The following is a 14,674-nucleotide window of genomic DNA, read 5'->3' as shown; positions in this document are numbered from 1 at the left end:
GGCCCGCTCAGGTGCCCGTGGGCGGGCCGGGCAGGGCCGGCGGTGGAGCCGGCCGGGCGATGCCGCGACGACGCAGGTCCGCCTGGAGCTGGTCGGCCATCTGGCGGGTGGCCCGGCGGTTCAGGAAGCTGGCCACCGCCGCGCCCGTGAGGAACGGGCCGAGGGTGGTGAGGTTACGACCGAAGCGGCGCAGCAGCATGTCCCGCATCTCCTTGCGGGCGGCGGTGCCGAGCACCGCGCCGACGCCCACGCCGGGCACCATCGGGTTGACCCCGCGCTGAGTGGCCCAGGAGTGCACCAGGGCCACCGCCCGCTGACCGCCGGCGTCGGGCAACGACACGCCGTGGATCTCGTGCAGCTCACCGATCAGTTTCAGCTCCACCGCCACGACGGCGACGGTCTCGGCGGCGAGCAGCACGGGCGCGGAGAGCAGCGTGGGCGCCACCGTCCACTCGACGGCGGCGACTCCCCCGCCGGCCGCGCCGATCCCGGCCGTGGTGCGGGAGGCGTTACGGATCAGTCGCTCGGCCAGGGCGGCGTCGTCCAGGCCGGGAAAGTGTCGACGCAGGGTGGCCAGGTCCCGGACCGGCACGTGCGGGGCGATCTCGGCCACCGTGTCGACCATCCAGCGCACCGCGGCACGGGGCTTGAACAGGTCGGAGATGCCCCGGCTGCGGGCCTGGGACACCATCCGGGTGAGCAGTTGGCGTCGCCGGGCCGGCGCGATGTCGTCCTCGGTCAACGCCGCGACGGTGGCGCCGAAGTCGTCCGCGCCGCCGTCGGTGGTGTCGCCTCGATCGCTCATGGGTGGAACCTCCCGGTGCTGTGGCTACCCGCTACGAGTCAAACAGGTACCCACCGGCGTCGCACGCCTACACCGGTAGCGGCGGCCCCGATCAGGAGGCCGCCGCCGGTGTCGTGCGTGTCAGACGCACTCTCGGCAGATCAACTCGCCGTTGCGCTCGACCGCCAGCTGGCTGCGATGGTGGACCAGGAAGCAGCGGGCACACCGGAACTCGTCCTGCTGCATCGGTAGCACCTTGACAGTGAGCTCCTCGTCGGCCAGGTCGGCACCGGGCAGCTCGAAGCTCTCGGCGACCTCGGCCTCGTCGACGTCCACCGCGCCCGACTGTGAGTCGACGCGCCGTGCCTTGAGCTCTTCCAGGCTGTCCTCGCCGAGGTCGACCTCGTCGCGACGCGGGGCGTCGTAGTCGGTGGCCATCGGATGTCACTCTCCCATATCGATGTTGTCGCTTCCGGTTGTAACGCCGGACGACGCTGTTTCGGTTCCGCTGGCCGGCAACCACTTGTGTCGGGCACCCGACCCGCGGACCGTACGGGTCGGGACCGCTGGGGCCACTCCCCTGCGAGCGCGGAACCTTACCCCCCCTTGGGCGAGGCATGTATACCGCCCTCGCGGCTGAGATGTACGCCCCCGCACGCGAAGTTGTTCCCAATGTGATTCAGGCGACACGAAGATAGGGGTAGTAGTACCCGGTTCGCGGTCGGCGCGCCGGCATGTCGGACTGTTTCCACGCCACGGCCGGACAACCGTTAACCTCAGCGGCGTATTCGACGGCCGGCGGTCAGCGCGATCGTTGGCGGCCGCCACCACCCACCTCAGCTCCGGGGAGCGCCCAGATGAGTTTTGCGCGAGTGCGAGCACTCGTCGTCGTCGGCCTGCTGGGGGTCCTGGCGCTGGCGTTCGTGATCACCGCGATCGTCCGGGACAGCCAGGGCAAAGCCGGCGCGGCGGGCAGCTGCCCGGACGGCTGGCCGCTGGCCGACGTCACCCTGCACGAGACCAAGGACGTCAAGATCAACGTCCTGAACGCGACCGACGAGCCGGGCCGGGCGAGCGCCGTCGCCGACGACTTCCGTAACCGCAAGTTCCAGGTCAAGAAGGTCGGCAACGCGCCCAAGGGCATCGACGACGTGGCCGTGCTGAAGTTCGGCCCCAAGGGTGTCAGCTCCGCCCACCTGCTGAAGGCGTACTTCCTGGACAATGCCGATCCGGTCTACGACCCCAAGCGCACCGACGACACCGTGGACGTGGTGCTGGGCAACGGCTTCCAGCAGCTCGCCACCACCACCGAGGTCAACCAGTCCCTCGGCGACCTGGGCCCGCCGGTCGCGCCGCCCGGCTCCTGCCCGTCCCCCGGCCCCAAGAAGTGACCGCCTGACCGGCAGCCCACCGGAGTCAGGGGCCGCCGGAGGCGTCCAGGGCGGCCAGCCGGTCGTGCAGCTCACCGAAGAGGGCCGGCGGGGCCGCGATCACCAGGTCCGGGCCGGCCGGTCGATCGGCCAGGCCGGCCACCCGGGCACCCGCCTCGGCGGCGACCAGGCCTCCGGCGGCCTGGTCCCAGGCCGACAACCCCTTCTCGAAGTACGCGTCCAGCCGCCCCTCCGCAACCATGCAGAGGTCCAGCGCGGCGGCGCCGAGGCGGCGGATGTCACGTACCGAGGCGATCAGGCCGGCCACCACCGACGCCTGGTGTGCCCGACGGCCGGCGTCGTAGCCGAAACCGGTGCCGACCAGCGCCTGCCCCAGGTCGGTCTCACCCGAGCAGCTCAGCCGGACGCCGTCGCGCCACGCCCCGCCACCGGCCGTGGCGGTCCACTCCTCACCGGTGTGCACGTTGCGCACCACGCCGGCGACCACCGTCCCGTCGACCTCGGCGGCCAGCGACACCGCGCTGTACGGCAACCCGTAGAGGTAGTTCACGGTGCCGTCGATCGGGTCGACGATCCACCGCACCCCGCCCGGCGCCACCGGGCCGGTGTCCGTCGTGCCGTACTCCTCGCCGAGGACGGCGTCCCCCGGCCGCAGCCGGCGCAGGGCGTCGAGGACCTGGCGCTCGACGGCTCGGTCGGCGGCCGTGACCACGTCGGTGACCGTGCTCTTGGTCGCCGCCACGGAAACTCCCTCGACCCGCATCCGGTACGCGGTCGCCGCGGCGTCCCGCGCCACCTCGATCGCAATCGCCAACAATTCCCGCGGAAGCGGTGCCGAACGGTCCATTCCAGGGTTCCCTTCCGGCACGACCGGGGCGTTGCGGGCCGTGCGCGAGTATCATCCTTACAAAGTCCACATCTGCGCCGAATCGGCGGTCCCGCCGCCGTTACGCCGTGCGGCGCAGGATGATCGCCGCAGACGGCGTTACAATTCACCCCTGCCCACGCGCCACGGACCGCCGAGACCACCGGCCGGCCCGGGACACGGGGGTCCCTCAACCACATCGCCCAGCACGGTTGACCCGCCGTGCCGGACGACCCGGCCGTGCCCGCTCTTCGCCTCCGGAAGGTCATTCGTGACAGAACCCCGCCAGCCCGGCGCCGACGTTCGCTCGCTCACCGACACCCTGATCGCCCATGCGCAGAGCGCTGGCGGTCAGCTCACGTCGGCTCAGCTCGCGCGCACCGTCGAGACCGCCGAGGTGACTCCGGCCCAGGCCAAGAAGATCCTGCGGGCGCTCTCCGAGGCGGGAGTGACCGTGGTGGTGGACGGCTCGGCCAGCACCCGCCGCCGGGTCGCCGCAGCTCGCTCGACGACCCCCGCGTCCCGAGCCACCACCGCCAAGACGACCAAGAAGGCCGCCGCGCCCGCCCCGAAGCAGGCGCCCGCCTCCGACGAGGCGCCGGCGACTCCCGCCCCGCGCAAGGTGGCCGCTCGCAAGGCCGCCGGCAGCACCGCCGGGGTCGCCGCCGCGGCAGCCGCCCCGGCCAAGGCGACCAAGTCCACCCGCGCGACCAAGGCCACGGTGGCCGCGGCGGCCGGCGCCAAGCCGGTCAAGGCGGCCGGCAAGGGCGAGGGCGCCGAGGGTGAGATCGACCCGGAGGAGCTCGCCGCCACCATCGAGGACGTGGTGGTCGAGGAGCCGGCCGAGCTGGCCCAGGCCGCCGAGACCGACGCCGCCGCGTCGGCCACCGACAACGACTTCGAGTGGGACGACGAGGAGTCCGAGGCGCTCAAGCAGGCCCGGCGCGACGCCGAGCTGACCGCCTCCGCCGACTCCGTCCGGGCGTACCTGAAGCAGATCGGCAAGGTCCCGCTGCTCAACGCCGAGCAGGAGGTGGAGCTGGCCAAGCGGATCGAGGCCGGGCTCTACGCCGCCGAGCAGCTGCGCGCGGCCGACGAGGGCGAGGAGAAGCTCGCCCGGGAGATGGTCCGCGACCTGGGCTGGATCTCCCGCGACGGCGAGCGCGCCAAGAACCACCTGCTCGAGGCGAACCTCCGTCTGGTCGTGTCCCTGGCCAAGCGGTACACGGGACGCGGCATGGCCTTCCTCGACCTCATCCAGGAGGGCAACCTCGGTCTCATCCGGGCGGTCGAGAAGTTCGACTACACCAAGGGCTACAAGTTCTCCACGTACGCCACCTGGTGGATCCGCCAGGCCATCACCCGCGCCATGGCCGACCAGGCCCGCACCATCCGCATCCCGGTGCACATGGTGGAGGTCATCAACAAGCTCGGCCGCATACAGCGTGAGCTGCTCCAGGACCTGGGCCGCGAGCCCACTCCGGAAGAGCTGGCCAAGGAGATGGACATCACACCCGAGAAGGTGCTGGAGATCCAGCAGTACGCTCGGGAGCCCATCTCGCTGGACCAGACCATCGGTGACGAGGGCGACAGCCAGCTCGGTGACTTCATCGAGGACTCCGAGGCCGTGGTAGCCGTCGACGCCGTCTCGTTCTCGCTCCTGCAGGACCAGCTCCAGCAGGTGCTGCAGACGCTCTCCGAGCGTGAGGCGGGCGTCGTACGGCTGCGCTTCGGCCTGACCGACGGTCAGCCGCGGACGCTGGACGAGATCGGTCAGGTCTACGGGGTGACCCGGGAGCGGATCCGCCAGATCGAGTCCAAGACGATGTCCAAGCTGCGGCACCCGTCCCGGTCGCAGGTTCTCCGGGATTACCTGGACTGAGCCTGTTTCGTCAACCGAACGTGTCGTTTTGACCACCTGGCGTGCAACGCCAGATGGTGATCGTCCGGATGCACGAATGTGATCGTTGACGTGGCACCCTGGGTTCACGGCACACTGTCCCTGCCATGTGTGACCTCGGTCCCCCGCGGGCACACAGGGAAGGCAAGGCCCAGCACGGGTGTTGCACGATAGGTGAGCAACGACCGAAGAGATTGTTCATCGGTGACGACCAGAGGAGGAAGGCGATGACCCCGACCCTCACGCCGCCGCCCGAGACGGTGGCTCCCCCAGCCGCCGATGAACGGTGCGACCGCTGCAATGCTGCCGGCAAGCTCCGTATCTCTCTCTCGGGTGGGAGCGAGTTGGTGTTCTGTGGGCACCACGCGAACAAGTACGCGGAGGATCTCGTGAAGATCACCGTGCGGTTCGCGACGGACCCCGAGTTCACCTGGCGTGGCGCCGATTTGATGGCGAACTAAGTCCGCGACCGACATAGCCGACCGGAGGTACCCCACACGGGGTGCCTCCGGTCGGCTTTTCCCTGCCCAGCCCAGCCGAGCGCCCGCCAAGATCTGTGCAACTTCGGGGATATTGCTGGGTCCGAGGCGCGAGAGGCAGCAACATCCCCGAAGTTGCACAGATCTTGGGCACCGGGCCCTCCCCGCTTCGCACCCGCCCGCGCCCGGCCAAGATCGTGCTCGAACCAGGATGTAGTGGCCTCACAGACCCGTGACACCACTACATCAATGATCGAGCACGATCTTGGTGCAGTACCCGACACGTGCGGGCCTGGGGTGCGGAGCGCCTCGGATGCGCGGGCACCTCGGATGCGCGAGTGCCTCGGATGCGCGAGTGCCTCGGATGCGCGAGTGCCTCGGATGCGCGAGTGCCTCGGATGCGCGAGTGCCTCGGATGCGGCGGGGGTGCCTGAGGTGCCGGGGTGCGCGGGGTGCGCGGGGGGGTGCCTGGGTGCGGGGCGCCTAGGGTGCGGGGGACGCCCGGGGTGCGGAGGCGCCGGATGCTCGCCGTGCGTCCGTGCTGGGGTCGTGGGGTGCGTGGGGTCAGAGGGTCTGCACGGTGGCGATGCGTTCCTCTAGCTGCTCGATGGTGGCCTGGGCGCTCGGCGGCCCGCCGCAGAGCCGGCGCAGCTCGGCGTGGATCTTGCCGTGCGGCTGGCCGGTGCGGTGGTGCCGGGCGGCCACCAGAGCGTTGAGTTGACGCCGGAGCGCCACACGACGCTGGGCGGCACTCAGGGGTACCGGAGGCGCTGCCGAGGGCGCAGCGGCCGGCTGAGCGGCTCGCTCGGCGGTACGGCGGCGCTGGGCGGCGATCTGGTCCGCCTGCCGCTTGGTCAGCAGCAGCGAGACCTGGTCGGCGGTGAGCAGACCGGGCAGGCCCAGGTACTCCTCCTCCTCGGGCGTACCGGCCTGCGCGGCGGTCCCGAACGACGCGCCGTCGAAGATCACCTGGTCCAGTTCGGCGGTGGCCGAGAGCGCGGCGAACCGCTTCTCCAGCTCCCCGCTGGCCTGGTCGTCGCGTTGCGCGCGTTCCAGCAGGTCGTCGTCGAGGCCGTCGGACTCCTTGGGCTTGCCCAGGACGTGGTCCCGCTCGTTCTCCATCTCGCTGGCCAGCCCGAGCAGGTGCGGCACGCTGGGCAGGAACACCGAGGCGGTCTCGCCGGGGCGGCGGGCCCGCACGAACCGGCCGATCGCCTGGGCGAAGTAGAGCGGCGTGCTGGCGCTGGTGGCGTAGACGCCGACGGCGAGCCGGGGGATGTCGACGCCCTCGGACACCATCCGCACCGCGACCAACCACCGCTGGTCGGACGCCGCGAACGTCGCGATCCGCGCGGAAGCGCCCTGGTCGTCGGAGAGGACCACGGCGGCCTTCTCACCGGTCACCTGCTCGATCAGCTTGGCGTACGAGCGCGCGGTCTGCTGGTCGGTGGCGATGATCAGGCCACCGGCGTCGGGCATCCCCGCGTTGCGCAGCACGGTGAGCCGGGCGTCGGCGGCGCGCAGCACCTGCGGCATCCAGTCCCCCGCCGGGTCCAGGGCGGTACGCCACGCCTGCGCCACCAGATCCTGGGTCATCGGCTCGCCGAGGCGGGCCGCCAGCTCGTCCCCGGCGTTGGTACGCCAGCGGGTCTCCCCCGAGTACGCGAGGAAGAGCACCGGCCGGACGACCCCGTCGCGCAGCGCGTCGGCGTAGCCGTACACCGAGTCGGCGCGGGAGCGCAGCAGCCCGTCACCGCCCCGTTCGTACTCGACGAACGGGATGGGGTTGTCGTCGGAGCGGAACGGCGTGCCGGTGAGCATGAGTCGGCGTACGGCGGGCTCGAAGGCGGCCTTGACGCCGTCGCCCCAGGTGCGGGAGTCGCCGGCGTGGTGGATCTCGTCGAGGATGACCAGGGTGCTTCGGGTCATGGTGCGACGCCGGTGCACCTGTGGGGCCATGCCGACCTGGGCGTAGGTGATCACGGCGCCGTGGAAGTCGGCGGCGGAGTGCAGGTCGGCGTTGCGGAACGCGGCATCGAGCTGGATGCCCACCCGGGCCGCGGCCTCGGACCACTGGGTCTTCAGGTGCTCGGTCGGTGCCACCACGGTGACCGCCTCGACGGTGCCGTCGGCGAGCAGTTCGGCGGCGATGCGCAGGGCGAAGGTGGTCTTGCCGGCGCCCGGCGTGGCGACCGCGGTGAAGTCGTCGCCGCGCCGGCGCAGGTACTCCACCAGGGCCTTGCGCTGCCAGGCACGCAGTGCCGGGAACGTCTCGAGCACCGGCGTCCGGGCTGCCACGCGAAGCTCCTCTCCGACCGCACGACGGCGGACACCGGGCGAGGGCCACGAGTACCGCCGCCCATGAAAACGCCTCCGCGCAGAAGCTGCCGCGAAGGCCGACCCAGCATAACCAGCGCGCGCCCGCAGGCCCAGGCGACGCCCCGCTGGTCACATCCGCGACCGCGGCGGAACGGGCCTCACCAGGGGTCGCCGGTGCGCGGTGGCCGCACCGTCGCCACCGGTGCGGACCAGCGGCGGCGCAGCGCGACCAGGCGCAACCCGAACACCCCGACGGCGGCGGCGGTGAGCGGCACCGGACCGGCCTGGCCGGTCCGGTACAGCAGCGCCACCACGACCGAGCCGGCCAGCGCGGCCACCGCGTAGATCTCCCGGCGCAGCACCACGGGGATCTCCGCGGTGAGCAGGTCCCGGCCGAGCCCCCCGCCGATCGCGGTCAGCATGCCGATCAGGCAGGCGCCGACGGCCGGCACCCGGGCGTCGAGCGCCTTGAGCGTGCCGGTCACGGTGAACAACGCGAGGCCCGCCGCGTCGAGCACCAGCACGGTGGTGCGCAGCCGGGCGAGTTGCGGGTGCAGCCAGAACACGGCGACCGCGGCGATCGCGGCGGTCGTGGCGTACCGCCAGTCGGCGAAGGCCAGCGGCGGCACCTCGTCGATGACGAGGTCGCGGAAGATGCCGCCGCCGAGCGCGGCCACGAAGCCGACGAACGCGACACCGAAGAGGTCGAGCCGTTTGGCCACCGCGGCCGAGGCCCCGGAGGCGGCGAACACCGCGACCCCGGTCAGGTCGGCGAGGAGCAGGGCGGTGGAGGTGGTCACCGCCGCAGGCTACGTCGCCGGCCGAAGGACCGGCGGGGGTTCACTCGCGGTACGAGTCGTAGATCTCCTTGCACTTGGGGCAGACCGGGGAGCCCGGCTTGGCCGCCTTGGTGACCGGGAAGGTCTCGCCGCAGAGCGCGACGACGAAGGTGCCCATGACGGCACTCTCGGCGATCTTCTCCTTGCGGACGTAGTGGAACATTTCCGGACCGGTGTCGGCGTCCTTCAGCTCCGGACGCTCGAGAACCTCTGTGCTCACGTCTGCACCTCCAACCGACAAGTTTGGCAGGTCATCACGGCCGGGTCCACTTGAGGCCGGCCGGCGTCCGACCCCGTACGGTGCCGGTGTGACTGACTTTCGCATCACCTACGGCACCCAGGTCGCCGCAGCCCTGCGCGACGGCCGACCCGTCGTCGCCCTGGAGAGCACCATCGTCTCGCACGGCCTGCCCCGCCCGCAGAACCTGCGGGTGGCGCGGGAGATCGAACAGGCGGTCCGGGACGCCGGGGCGGTGCCGGCGACGATCGGCATGATCCGTGGCGAGCTGGTGGTCGGTCTGGACGACGCGCAGCTGACCCGACTGGCCACCGTCGATGGTGTGACGAAGCTCTCGGTGCGCGACCTGGCCGTGGCGGCGGCCACCGGCGCGGACGGCGCCACCACCGTGGCCGCGACCAGCGCCGTGGCCGCGGCCGCCGGGATCGGGGTGTTCGCGACCGGCGGGTTGGGCGGGGTGCACCGGGAGGCGGAGCACACCTTCGACGAGTCGGCGGACCTCGTTACCCTGGCCCAGACGCCGATCACGGTGGTCTGCGCCGGAGTCAAGTCGATCCTCGACGTGGGCGCGACGTTGGAGCGCCTGGAGACTCTCGGGGTCGCCGTGCTCGGCTACCGCACCCGACGGTTCCCCGGCTTCTACCTCACCGACGCCGGCTTCGAGCTGGACTGGTCGGTGGATTCGCCGGAGCAGGTCGCCGCCGTACTGGCCGCCAGGGACGAGCACGCCGTGCACACCGGCGCGCTGCTCGTCGCCAACCCGCTGCCGGTCGACGAGCAGCTCGACCCCGAGCTGCACGACCGGACCCTGGCCGACGGCCTGGCCCTGCTGGAGCGGGACGGGGTGACCGGCAAGGCCGTCACGCCGTACCTGCTGGCGCACTTCCACTCGGCCACCGAGGGCGCGAGCCTCGCGGTGAACATCCGGATCATCCTGCGCAACGCCGACCTGGCAGCGCGCATCGCGGTCGCCACGGTCGCCCGCGCCGCCGTCCCGGCATGACCCCTGGGACCCGCGTGGTCGTCGTCGGAGACGTGATCACCGACGTGGTCGCGGTGCTCACCGGGCCGTTCGCCGCCGGCACGGACACCGAGGCCGAGATCAGCCTCGGCGGCGGCGGGCAGGCGGCCAACACCGCCGCCTGGGTGGCCGCCCAAGGGTTCGCCGTGACGCTCGTCGGCGCGGTGGGCGACGACGACGCGGGGCGCGACCGGGCGGCCGAGTTGGCCCGCGCGGGCGTGGACTGCGTCCTCGATCGGGTACCGGGCGTACCCACCGGCACGGTGGTCGTGCTGACCACCGACGGCGAACGGACCATGGTCACGTCGCGGGGCGCGAACCTGCGGTTGAGCGCCGAGCACGTCGAGAAGGCCGTCGCGGCGGCGCCCGACGCGGGGCATCTGCACCTGTCCGCGTACACCCTGTTGGACGCCGCGTCGCGCGCAGCGGGGCTGCGCGCGTTGGCCGCCGCCCGCGAGCGCGGGCTCACCACCAGCGTCGACGCGGCCTCAGCGGGGCCGCTGCGGCGCGTCGGCGCGCGGACCTTCCTGGGTTGGGTACGAGACGTCGACCTGCTCCTGGTCAACGCGGACGAGGCCACGGTGCTGGCCGGCGGTCTGGACCCGGCGGCGCAGGGGCGGGCGTTGTCGGCGACGGCCCGGCGGGTGGTGGTCAAACGCGGCGCGGCGGGCGCGGTGTGGGTCGAGGGCCGAACGGCCACGGTCAGCGTGGCGGCGGCCCGGCGGGTGGCGGTGGTGGACGTCACCGGGGCCGGCGACGCCTTCGCGGCTGGCCTGCTGACCGCCTGGCTCGGCGGCGCCACCGCGACCGCGGCCCTGGACCGCGCGACCGAACTGGGGGCGCTGGCCGTCTCCAGCGTCGGTGCCCGACCACCGGCCTGAGACGTCGGAGCCCTGGCCCGCGGGGCGGGTCAGGGCTCGACGTCGATGATCTTGTGAGGGCGCTCCTCGGCGGTGAGGCTCATGGGTGGGGTCTCGACCCGCCGCCGGGGGTGGAACCGGTTGGCCAGCCGGTGTTCCTCCTTGGGCGGCCGGTCGTTCGCCAGCAGCACGGCCAGCCACGGGATGAGCACCATGCCGATGGCGCACAGCGGCAACCAGAGCCAGAGCAGGGGGGCCTTCGCGCCGACCAGGATCGCTCCGGCGACGATGCAGGCCACCCGGACGCCCATCATGAGGACATAGCGGCGCTGACGGCTCGTGAGCTGATCGTGCTGGCTGCGCGAGGCATCGGTGATCAGAATCGGCTCGTACGCCTGACGCTTCACCAGGAACCTCCTCGAGGGGATTACGCCTCATCCTGTCACCACGAAGCCGTGATCAGCGAATATCGAGTCATCCCGGTACGTGTTACGTGCGTGGTACGCTGCGCCACGTGGGCAGCAGGTTCAGCTTCACCGACGAGGCGTTGGCCAACCTCAGGGTCTACGACGTCACGCCCGGGGAAGTCTGGGAGGCGCTGCACAGCGCGCGACGGGTCATCCGCCACCTGGGCGACGACGTGATGGTGGTCTACGCCGCCGCCCGTCGGGGCCGCCGCCTGGCGGTGCTGCTCGCCGAGGCCGATGGCACCGACAACGACTGGGACATCCTCTCCGCCCGCGAGCTGAGCGACGTCGAGTCCAAGCGCTACGACGAGGCCGTGCGGAGAGATCGCCGATGAGGGGGGCCGTGACGATGCACCGCAACGACGCGACGAAGCAGTTCCACAGCGGCGACGACCGGCTCGCCGAGCTGATCGACGAGAGCCCGGCGGTCGACCTGCCCACACCCGACACCGACGTGCCGATGGTGAGCCGGTCGGTCCGGCTGCCGCTGGAGACCTACGAGCGGGTCCGCGCCGCCGCCGACGCCCGGGGCATCGGGGTCACCACGCTCATGCGGCAGTGGATCGAGGCCGGCCTCGCCGACCTGGACGACTCGGCCACCGTCTCGCTGGCCGACGTCCGGCGCGCGCTGGCCTCCCTGGCGCACCCCACCGCCGCCTGAACGTCAGCCCTGATCGGCCTTCGCCGCCGCCTTCATCTGCTGCTTGTACTCCCGCACCCGGCGCAGCGAGTCGGCGTCGGTGACGTCCGCCACCGACCGGTACGCGCCGGGGTCGCCGTACCCTCCGGCCGCCGTCCGCCAGTCCTGCGGAGTCACCCCGAACCGCTTGCCCAACAGCGCCACGAAGATCTGCGCCTTCTGCTTGCCGAAGCCGGGCAGGTCGGCGACGCGCCGTAGCAGCTCCGGCCCGTCGGCGACGCCCGACCACAGCAACGCCGCATCGCCGTCGTAGCGCTCCACGAGCACCCGGCAGACCTCCTGCACCCGCGTCGCCATCGCCTTCGGGAACCGGTGCAGGGCGGGCGGAGTGGCGAAGAGCGCGATCAGCGCCTCCGTGTCGTAGCCGGCCAGCTCCGCCGCGTCCAGGTCGTGACCGAGCCGCTGCGCCAGCACGTACGGCGAGGAGAACGCCTTCTCCATCGAGACTTGTTGATCAAGGACCATGCCGACCAGCAGGGCCAGCGGGCTGCGCTCCAGCAGACGGTTGGCCTCGGGGTCGATGGGGAGCACGAGCGTCATGGCCACCATCCTGCCCCGCCCACCGACCCGGTCGGACACCGACGCTCCGACGTCCGTCGGCGGGTGCCGCCGACTCGGAACGCGACGCGGGGCAGGATGGCGACGTGGACGAACACGACATGCTGCTCTCCCCCGCCGGCGTCGACGCCCTGCGGACCGCGCTGACCCGGGCCGGGTTCACCAGCAACGGCATCGCCGAACGGCTCGGCCCGCAGGCCACCGCCTCGGTCGCGCGCAACGACCACCGGGCCGCGCTGCGCGCAACCGAGGAGCGCGATCCGCTCGCCACGCTGATCCGGCTGTTCATCTGCGACCAGACCGAACCGGAGGCCGCCGTCGCCGCCGCGCTGGCACCGTTGGGGCTCGCCGAGGCGCTGGCCGGCGGGATCGTCGAGCGGTACGACGAGGGCCTGCGCGCCGGCGTCGACCTGGAACCGTACGGCGACGACTGGTGGGTGCTCGCCGACGTGCCGGCCTCGGCCCGGCCCGGTCGACCCCTGCACGCCGAACACGTGCTCGGCATCGGCGGCGCCACCCACACCCTGATCGGGGCGACCGTACGCCGGCCGGTCGGCGCCGCCCTGGACCTGGGCACCGGTTCCGGCGTCCAGGCCCTGCACCTCGCGACCCACGCCGACACGGTGACCGCCACGGACCTCTCCGATCGGGCCCTGCGCTTCGCGGCGACGAACGCCGCCCTCAACGGCCAGGACTGGGAGCTGCTGCGCGGCGACATGGTCGCGCCGGTGGCCGGCCGTCGGTTCGACCTGGTGGTGAGCAACCCGCCGTTCGTGGTGGGCCCGGGAACCACCACACACGTCTACCGCGACTCGGGTCGGGTGGGTGACGCCATCGCCGCCGAGCTGGCCGCCGCCGCCCCCGGCCTGCTCACCGAGGGCGGCACCATGCAGTACCTCGCGAACTGGGTGCACGTCGCCGGCGAGGAGTGGGACGAGCGGGTGGCCGGCTGGTTCGCGGGTACCGACCTGGACGCCTGGGTGATCCAGCGCGAGGTCGCCGATCCGATGGCGTACGTCGACCTGTGGCTCACCGACGTCGGTGAGGGCGCCGACCCGCAACGGGCGGCCGTCTGGCTGGACTGGTTCGACCAGCACAAGATCGAGGCGATCGGCTTCGGGATCGTGTCGCTGCGCCGCGGCGGCCACGCCGATCCGGTGGTCCGCGTGGAGGACCTGCGCCAGCGGGTCCAGCCGCCGCTGGGCGACCAGATCGGCGCGTGGTTCGACCGCCAGGACTTCCTGCGGGTACGCGACACGAAGGCGTTGCTCGCCGAACGCTACCGGGCCGCCGAGGGTCTCCAGCTCCGCCAGGAGGCCACCATGGGTGACGAGGGCTGGGCGGTCGACCGGCAGGTGCTCGCGATGCCGCACGGCCTGCGCTGGACCGAGGAGATCGACCCGTTGGTGCTGGCGCTGGTCGGCGGGGCGGACGGCCGCCTACCGCTGCGCGACCAGCTCGCCCTGCTCGCGGCGGCCCACGACGTCGAACCCGACGAGATGGCCGAGGCGGCCGGCCCGATCGTCGCGCACCTGGTCGAACGCGGCTTCATCGAGCCGGTGACCGAGTGATGCCGCCGACCGGCGCGGCGACGCCGCTGCCGATTCCGGCGGCGGCGCTGGTGCCCACTGTGGCGGCGCTGGCGCTGACACCTGCGGCGGAGCTGGTGCCGACGGTGGCGGTGGTGCGCTGATGCGGGCCGTGGTGCAGACGGTCGGACGGGCCAGCGTGACGGTGGACGACGAGGTGGTTGGCGCGATCGAGGACGGCCTGCTGGTGCTGCTCGGCGTGACGCACACCGACAACGCCGAGACCGCCGCGACGATGGCCCGCAAGGTGCACGAGCTGCGCATCCTGGACGACGAGCGGTCCGCCGCCGACGTCGGGGCGCCGATCCTGGTGGTCAGCCAGTTCACCCTCTACGGCGACGCTCGCAAGGGCCGCCGTCCAAGCTGGACGGCAGCCGCCCCCGCCGAGATGGCCGAACCCCTGGTGACGGCGGTGGTGGAAGCCCTGCGCCAACGCGGCGCGAAGGTCGAGACCGGCCGCTTCCGCACCCACATGCTCGTGGAGAGCACCAACATAGGCCCCAAAACAATCCTCCTAGACCTCTAACCCCTCCCGGCGTCGATCAAGAGGTTCGCGTCAAATTCCGCACGGCGGGTTCGACCGGTCCGTGCAAGTGATCGTTGATCACGGTACGGACCGGTCGAAGGAGTTTGGGTGGCGCGAGCGCATGTGTTGACTGCGGGT

The 14,674-nt window shown here is 72.2% G+C and carries 18 protein-coding genes; 10 read left to right on the top strand and 8 right to left on the bottom strand.

The window, feature by feature from the left end:
• Positions 1-7: 7 nt before the first annotated feature.
• Positions 8-805, bottom strand: a complete 798-nt coding sequence (locus tag ACIA3K_RS19045) for a hypothetical protein (protein ID WP_396802545.1) — start codon at positions 803-805, stop codon at positions 8-10.
• A gap of 120 nt (positions 806-925) precedes the next feature.
• On the bottom strand, positions 926-1,222 hold the full coding sequence (locus tag ACIA3K_RS19040) for a DUF4193 domain-containing protein (protein ID WP_007075406.1): 297 nt from the start codon (positions 1,220-1,222) through the stop codon (positions 926-928).
• 434 nt (positions 1,223-1,656) lie between these two features.
• On the opposite strand from ACIA3K_RS19040, the gene ACIA3K_RS19035 reads away from it, so the two are divergent.
• Positions 1,657-2,175, top strand: a complete 519-nt coding sequence (locus ACIA3K_RS19035) for a LytR C-terminal domain-containing protein (RefSeq protein ID WP_357123363.1) — start codon at positions 1,657-1,659, stop codon at positions 2,173-2,175.
• A gap of 25 nt (positions 2,176-2,200) precedes the next feature.
• On the opposite strand, the gene ACIA3K_RS19030 is transcribed toward ACIA3K_RS19035, so the two are convergent.
• The gene (locus ACIA3K_RS19030; RefSeq protein ID WP_396802543.1) at positions 2,201-3,022 is read right to left on the bottom strand and encodes an inositol monophosphatase family protein; all 822 of its coding nucleotides are present in this window, start codon (positions 3,020-3,022) and stop codon (positions 2,201-2,203) included.
• Between the two features lie 289 nt (positions 3,023-3,311).
• Here ACIA3K_RS19030 and ACIA3K_RS19025 point away from each other — a divergent pair, with 289 nt between their 5' ends.
• Both ACIA3K_RS19025 and ACIA3K_RS19020 read left to right on the top strand, forming a co-directional pair.
• Entirely contained in the window at positions 3,312-4,922 is a 1,611-nt protein-coding gene (locus tag ACIA3K_RS19025) for an RNA polymerase sigma factor (protein ID WP_396802542.1), read from the top strand.
• A 245-nt stretch (positions 4,923-5,167) separates the two neighbouring features.
• Positions 5,168-5,401, top strand: a complete 234-nt coding sequence (locus ACIA3K_RS19020; protein ID WP_355053276.1) for a hypothetical protein — start codon at positions 5,168-5,170, stop codon at positions 5,399-5,401.
• Positions 5,402-5,983: 582 nt separating this feature from the next.
• Here ACIA3K_RS19020 and ACIA3K_RS19015 read toward each other — a convergent pair.
• The 3 genes from ACIA3K_RS19015 to ACIA3K_RS19005 all read right to left on the bottom strand — a co-directional run bounded on the left by ACIA3K_RS19015 (position 5,984) and on the right by ACIA3K_RS19005 (position 8,797).
• The gene (locus ACIA3K_RS19015) at positions 5,984-7,717 is read right to left on the bottom strand and encodes a DEAD/DEAH box helicase (protein WP_396802540.1); all 1,734 of its coding nucleotides are present in this window, start codon (positions 7,715-7,717) and stop codon (positions 5,984-5,986) included.
• Positions 7,718-7,896: 179 nt separating this feature from the next.
• Complete coding sequence (locus tag ACIA3K_RS19010) at positions 7,897-8,538, bottom strand: trimeric intracellular cation channel family protein (protein WP_396802538.1); 642 nt, start codon at positions 8,536-8,538, stop codon at positions 7,897-7,899.
• 40 nt (positions 8,539-8,578) lie between these two features.
• Positions 8,579-8,797, bottom strand: a complete 219-nt coding sequence (locus tag ACIA3K_RS19005) for a DUF3039 domain-containing protein (protein WP_007456912.1) — start codon at positions 8,795-8,797, stop codon at positions 8,579-8,581.
• Between the two features lie 88 nt (positions 8,798-8,885).
• Here ACIA3K_RS19005 and ACIA3K_RS19000 point away from each other — a divergent pair, with 88 nt between their 5' ends.
• Complete coding sequence (locus ACIA3K_RS19000; RefSeq protein ID WP_396802536.1) at positions 8,886-9,818, top strand: pseudouridine-5'-phosphate glycosidase; 933 nt, start codon at positions 8,886-8,888, stop codon at positions 9,816-9,818.
• On the top strand, positions 9,815-10,717 hold the full coding sequence (locus ACIA3K_RS18995; protein WP_396802534.1) for a carbohydrate kinase family protein: 903 nt from the start codon (positions 9,815-9,817) through the stop codon (positions 10,715-10,717). The genes ACIA3K_RS19000 and ACIA3K_RS18995 overlap by 4 nt, the downstream gene beginning before the upstream one ends.
• A gap of 29 nt (positions 10,718-10,746) precedes the next feature.
• On the opposite strand, the gene ACIA3K_RS18990 is transcribed toward ACIA3K_RS18995, so the two are convergent.
• Positions 10,747-11,106 carry a DUF3099 domain-containing protein gene (locus ACIA3K_RS18990; protein WP_396802937.1) on the bottom strand — a complete coding sequence of 120 codons (360 nt, stop codon included), beginning with the start codon at positions 11,104-11,106 and terminating at the stop codon, positions 10,747-10,749.
• A gap of 104 nt (positions 11,107-11,210) precedes the next feature.
• Here ACIA3K_RS18990 and ACIA3K_RS18985 point away from each other — a divergent pair, with 104 nt between their 5' ends.
• The gene (locus ACIA3K_RS18985) at positions 11,211-11,498 is read left to right on the top strand and encodes a hypothetical protein (RefSeq protein ID WP_124771959.1); all 288 of its coding nucleotides are present in this window, start codon (positions 11,211-11,213) and stop codon (positions 11,496-11,498) included.
• Positions 11,495-11,824 carry a hypothetical protein gene (locus tag ACIA3K_RS18980; protein ID WP_355053271.1) on the top strand — a complete coding sequence of 110 codons (330 nt, stop codon included), beginning with the start codon at positions 11,495-11,497 and terminating at the stop codon, positions 11,822-11,824. The genes ACIA3K_RS18985 and ACIA3K_RS18980 overlap by 4 nt, the downstream gene beginning before the upstream one ends.
• A gap of 3 nt (positions 11,825-11,827) precedes the next feature.
• Here ACIA3K_RS18980 and ACIA3K_RS18975 read toward each other — a convergent pair whose 3' ends face one another.
• On the bottom strand, positions 11,828-12,412 hold the full coding sequence (locus ACIA3K_RS18975) for an HhH-GPD-type base excision DNA repair protein (protein WP_355053299.1): 585 nt from the start codon (positions 12,410-12,412) through the stop codon (positions 11,828-11,830).
• Positions 12,413-12,507: 95 nt separating this feature from the next.
• Here ACIA3K_RS18975 and ACIA3K_RS18970 point away from each other — a divergent pair, with 95 nt between their 5' ends.
• From ACIA3K_RS18970 to dtd, 3 genes are read left to right on the top strand one after another with little or no spacing between them, the layout of a single operon-like run.
• A complete protein-coding gene (locus tag ACIA3K_RS18970) occupies positions 12,508-13,992 on the top strand; it encodes a methyltransferase (protein WP_396802532.1) in 1,485 nt (494 codons plus the stop codon).
• The gene (locus ACIA3K_RS18965) at positions 13,989-14,114 is read left to right on the top strand and encodes a hypothetical protein (RefSeq protein WP_396802531.1); all 126 of its coding nucleotides are present in this window, start codon (positions 13,989-13,991) and stop codon (positions 14,112-14,114) included. The genes ACIA3K_RS18970 and ACIA3K_RS18965 overlap by 4 nt, the downstream gene beginning before the upstream one ends.
• On the top strand, positions 14,114-14,536 hold the full coding sequence (gene dtd / locus ACIA3K_RS18960) for a D-aminoacyl-tRNA deacylase (RefSeq protein ID WP_396802530.1): 423 nt from the start codon (positions 14,114-14,116) through the stop codon (positions 14,534-14,536). Before ACIA3K_RS18965 ends, dtd begins: the two co-directional genes overlap by 1 nt.
• Positions 14,537-14,674: the final 138 nt, after the last annotated feature.

The organism is Micromonospora sp. NPDC051543 (assembly GCF_044454415.1).
Taxonomy (GTDB): domain Bacteria; phylum Actinomycetota; class Actinomycetes; order Mycobacteriales; family Micromonosporaceae; genus Micromonospora.
This window is presented reverse-complemented; position numbering and strand designations above follow the sequence as displayed.

Bases quoted from the DNA above. Each gene is read 5' to 3' on its own strand.
- ACIA3K_RS19045 (WP_396802545.1), bottom strand. From the start codon at position 805: ATGAGCGATCGAGGCGACACCACCGACGGCGGCGCGGACGACTTCGGC.
- ACIA3K_RS19040 (WP_007075406.1), bottom strand. From the start codon at position 1,222: ATGGCCACCGACTACGACGCCCCGCGTCGCGACGAGGTCGACCTCGGC.
- ACIA3K_RS19030 (WP_396802543.1), bottom strand. From the start codon at position 3,022: ATGGACCGTTCGGCACCGCTTCCGCGGGAATTGTTGGCGATTGCGATC.
- ACIA3K_RS19020 (WP_355053276.1), top strand. From the start codon at position 5,168: ATGACCCCGACCCTCACGCCGCCGCCCGAGACGGTGGCTCCCCCAGCC.
- ACIA3K_RS18995 (WP_396802534.1), top strand. From the start codon at position 9,815: ATGACCCCTGGGACCCGCGTGGTCGTCGTCGGAGACGTGATCACCGAC.
- ACIA3K_RS18980 (WP_355053271.1), top strand. From the start codon at position 11,495: ATGAGGGGGGCCGTGACGATGCACCGCAACGACGCGACGAAGCAGTTC.
- ACIA3K_RS18975 (WP_355053299.1), bottom strand. From the start codon at position 12,412: ATGGTGGCCATGACGCTCGTGCTCCCCATCGACCCCGAGGCCAACCGT.
- dtd (WP_396802530.1), top strand. From the start codon at position 14,114: ATGCGGGCCGTGGTGCAGACGGTCGGACGGGCCAGCGTGACGGTGGAC.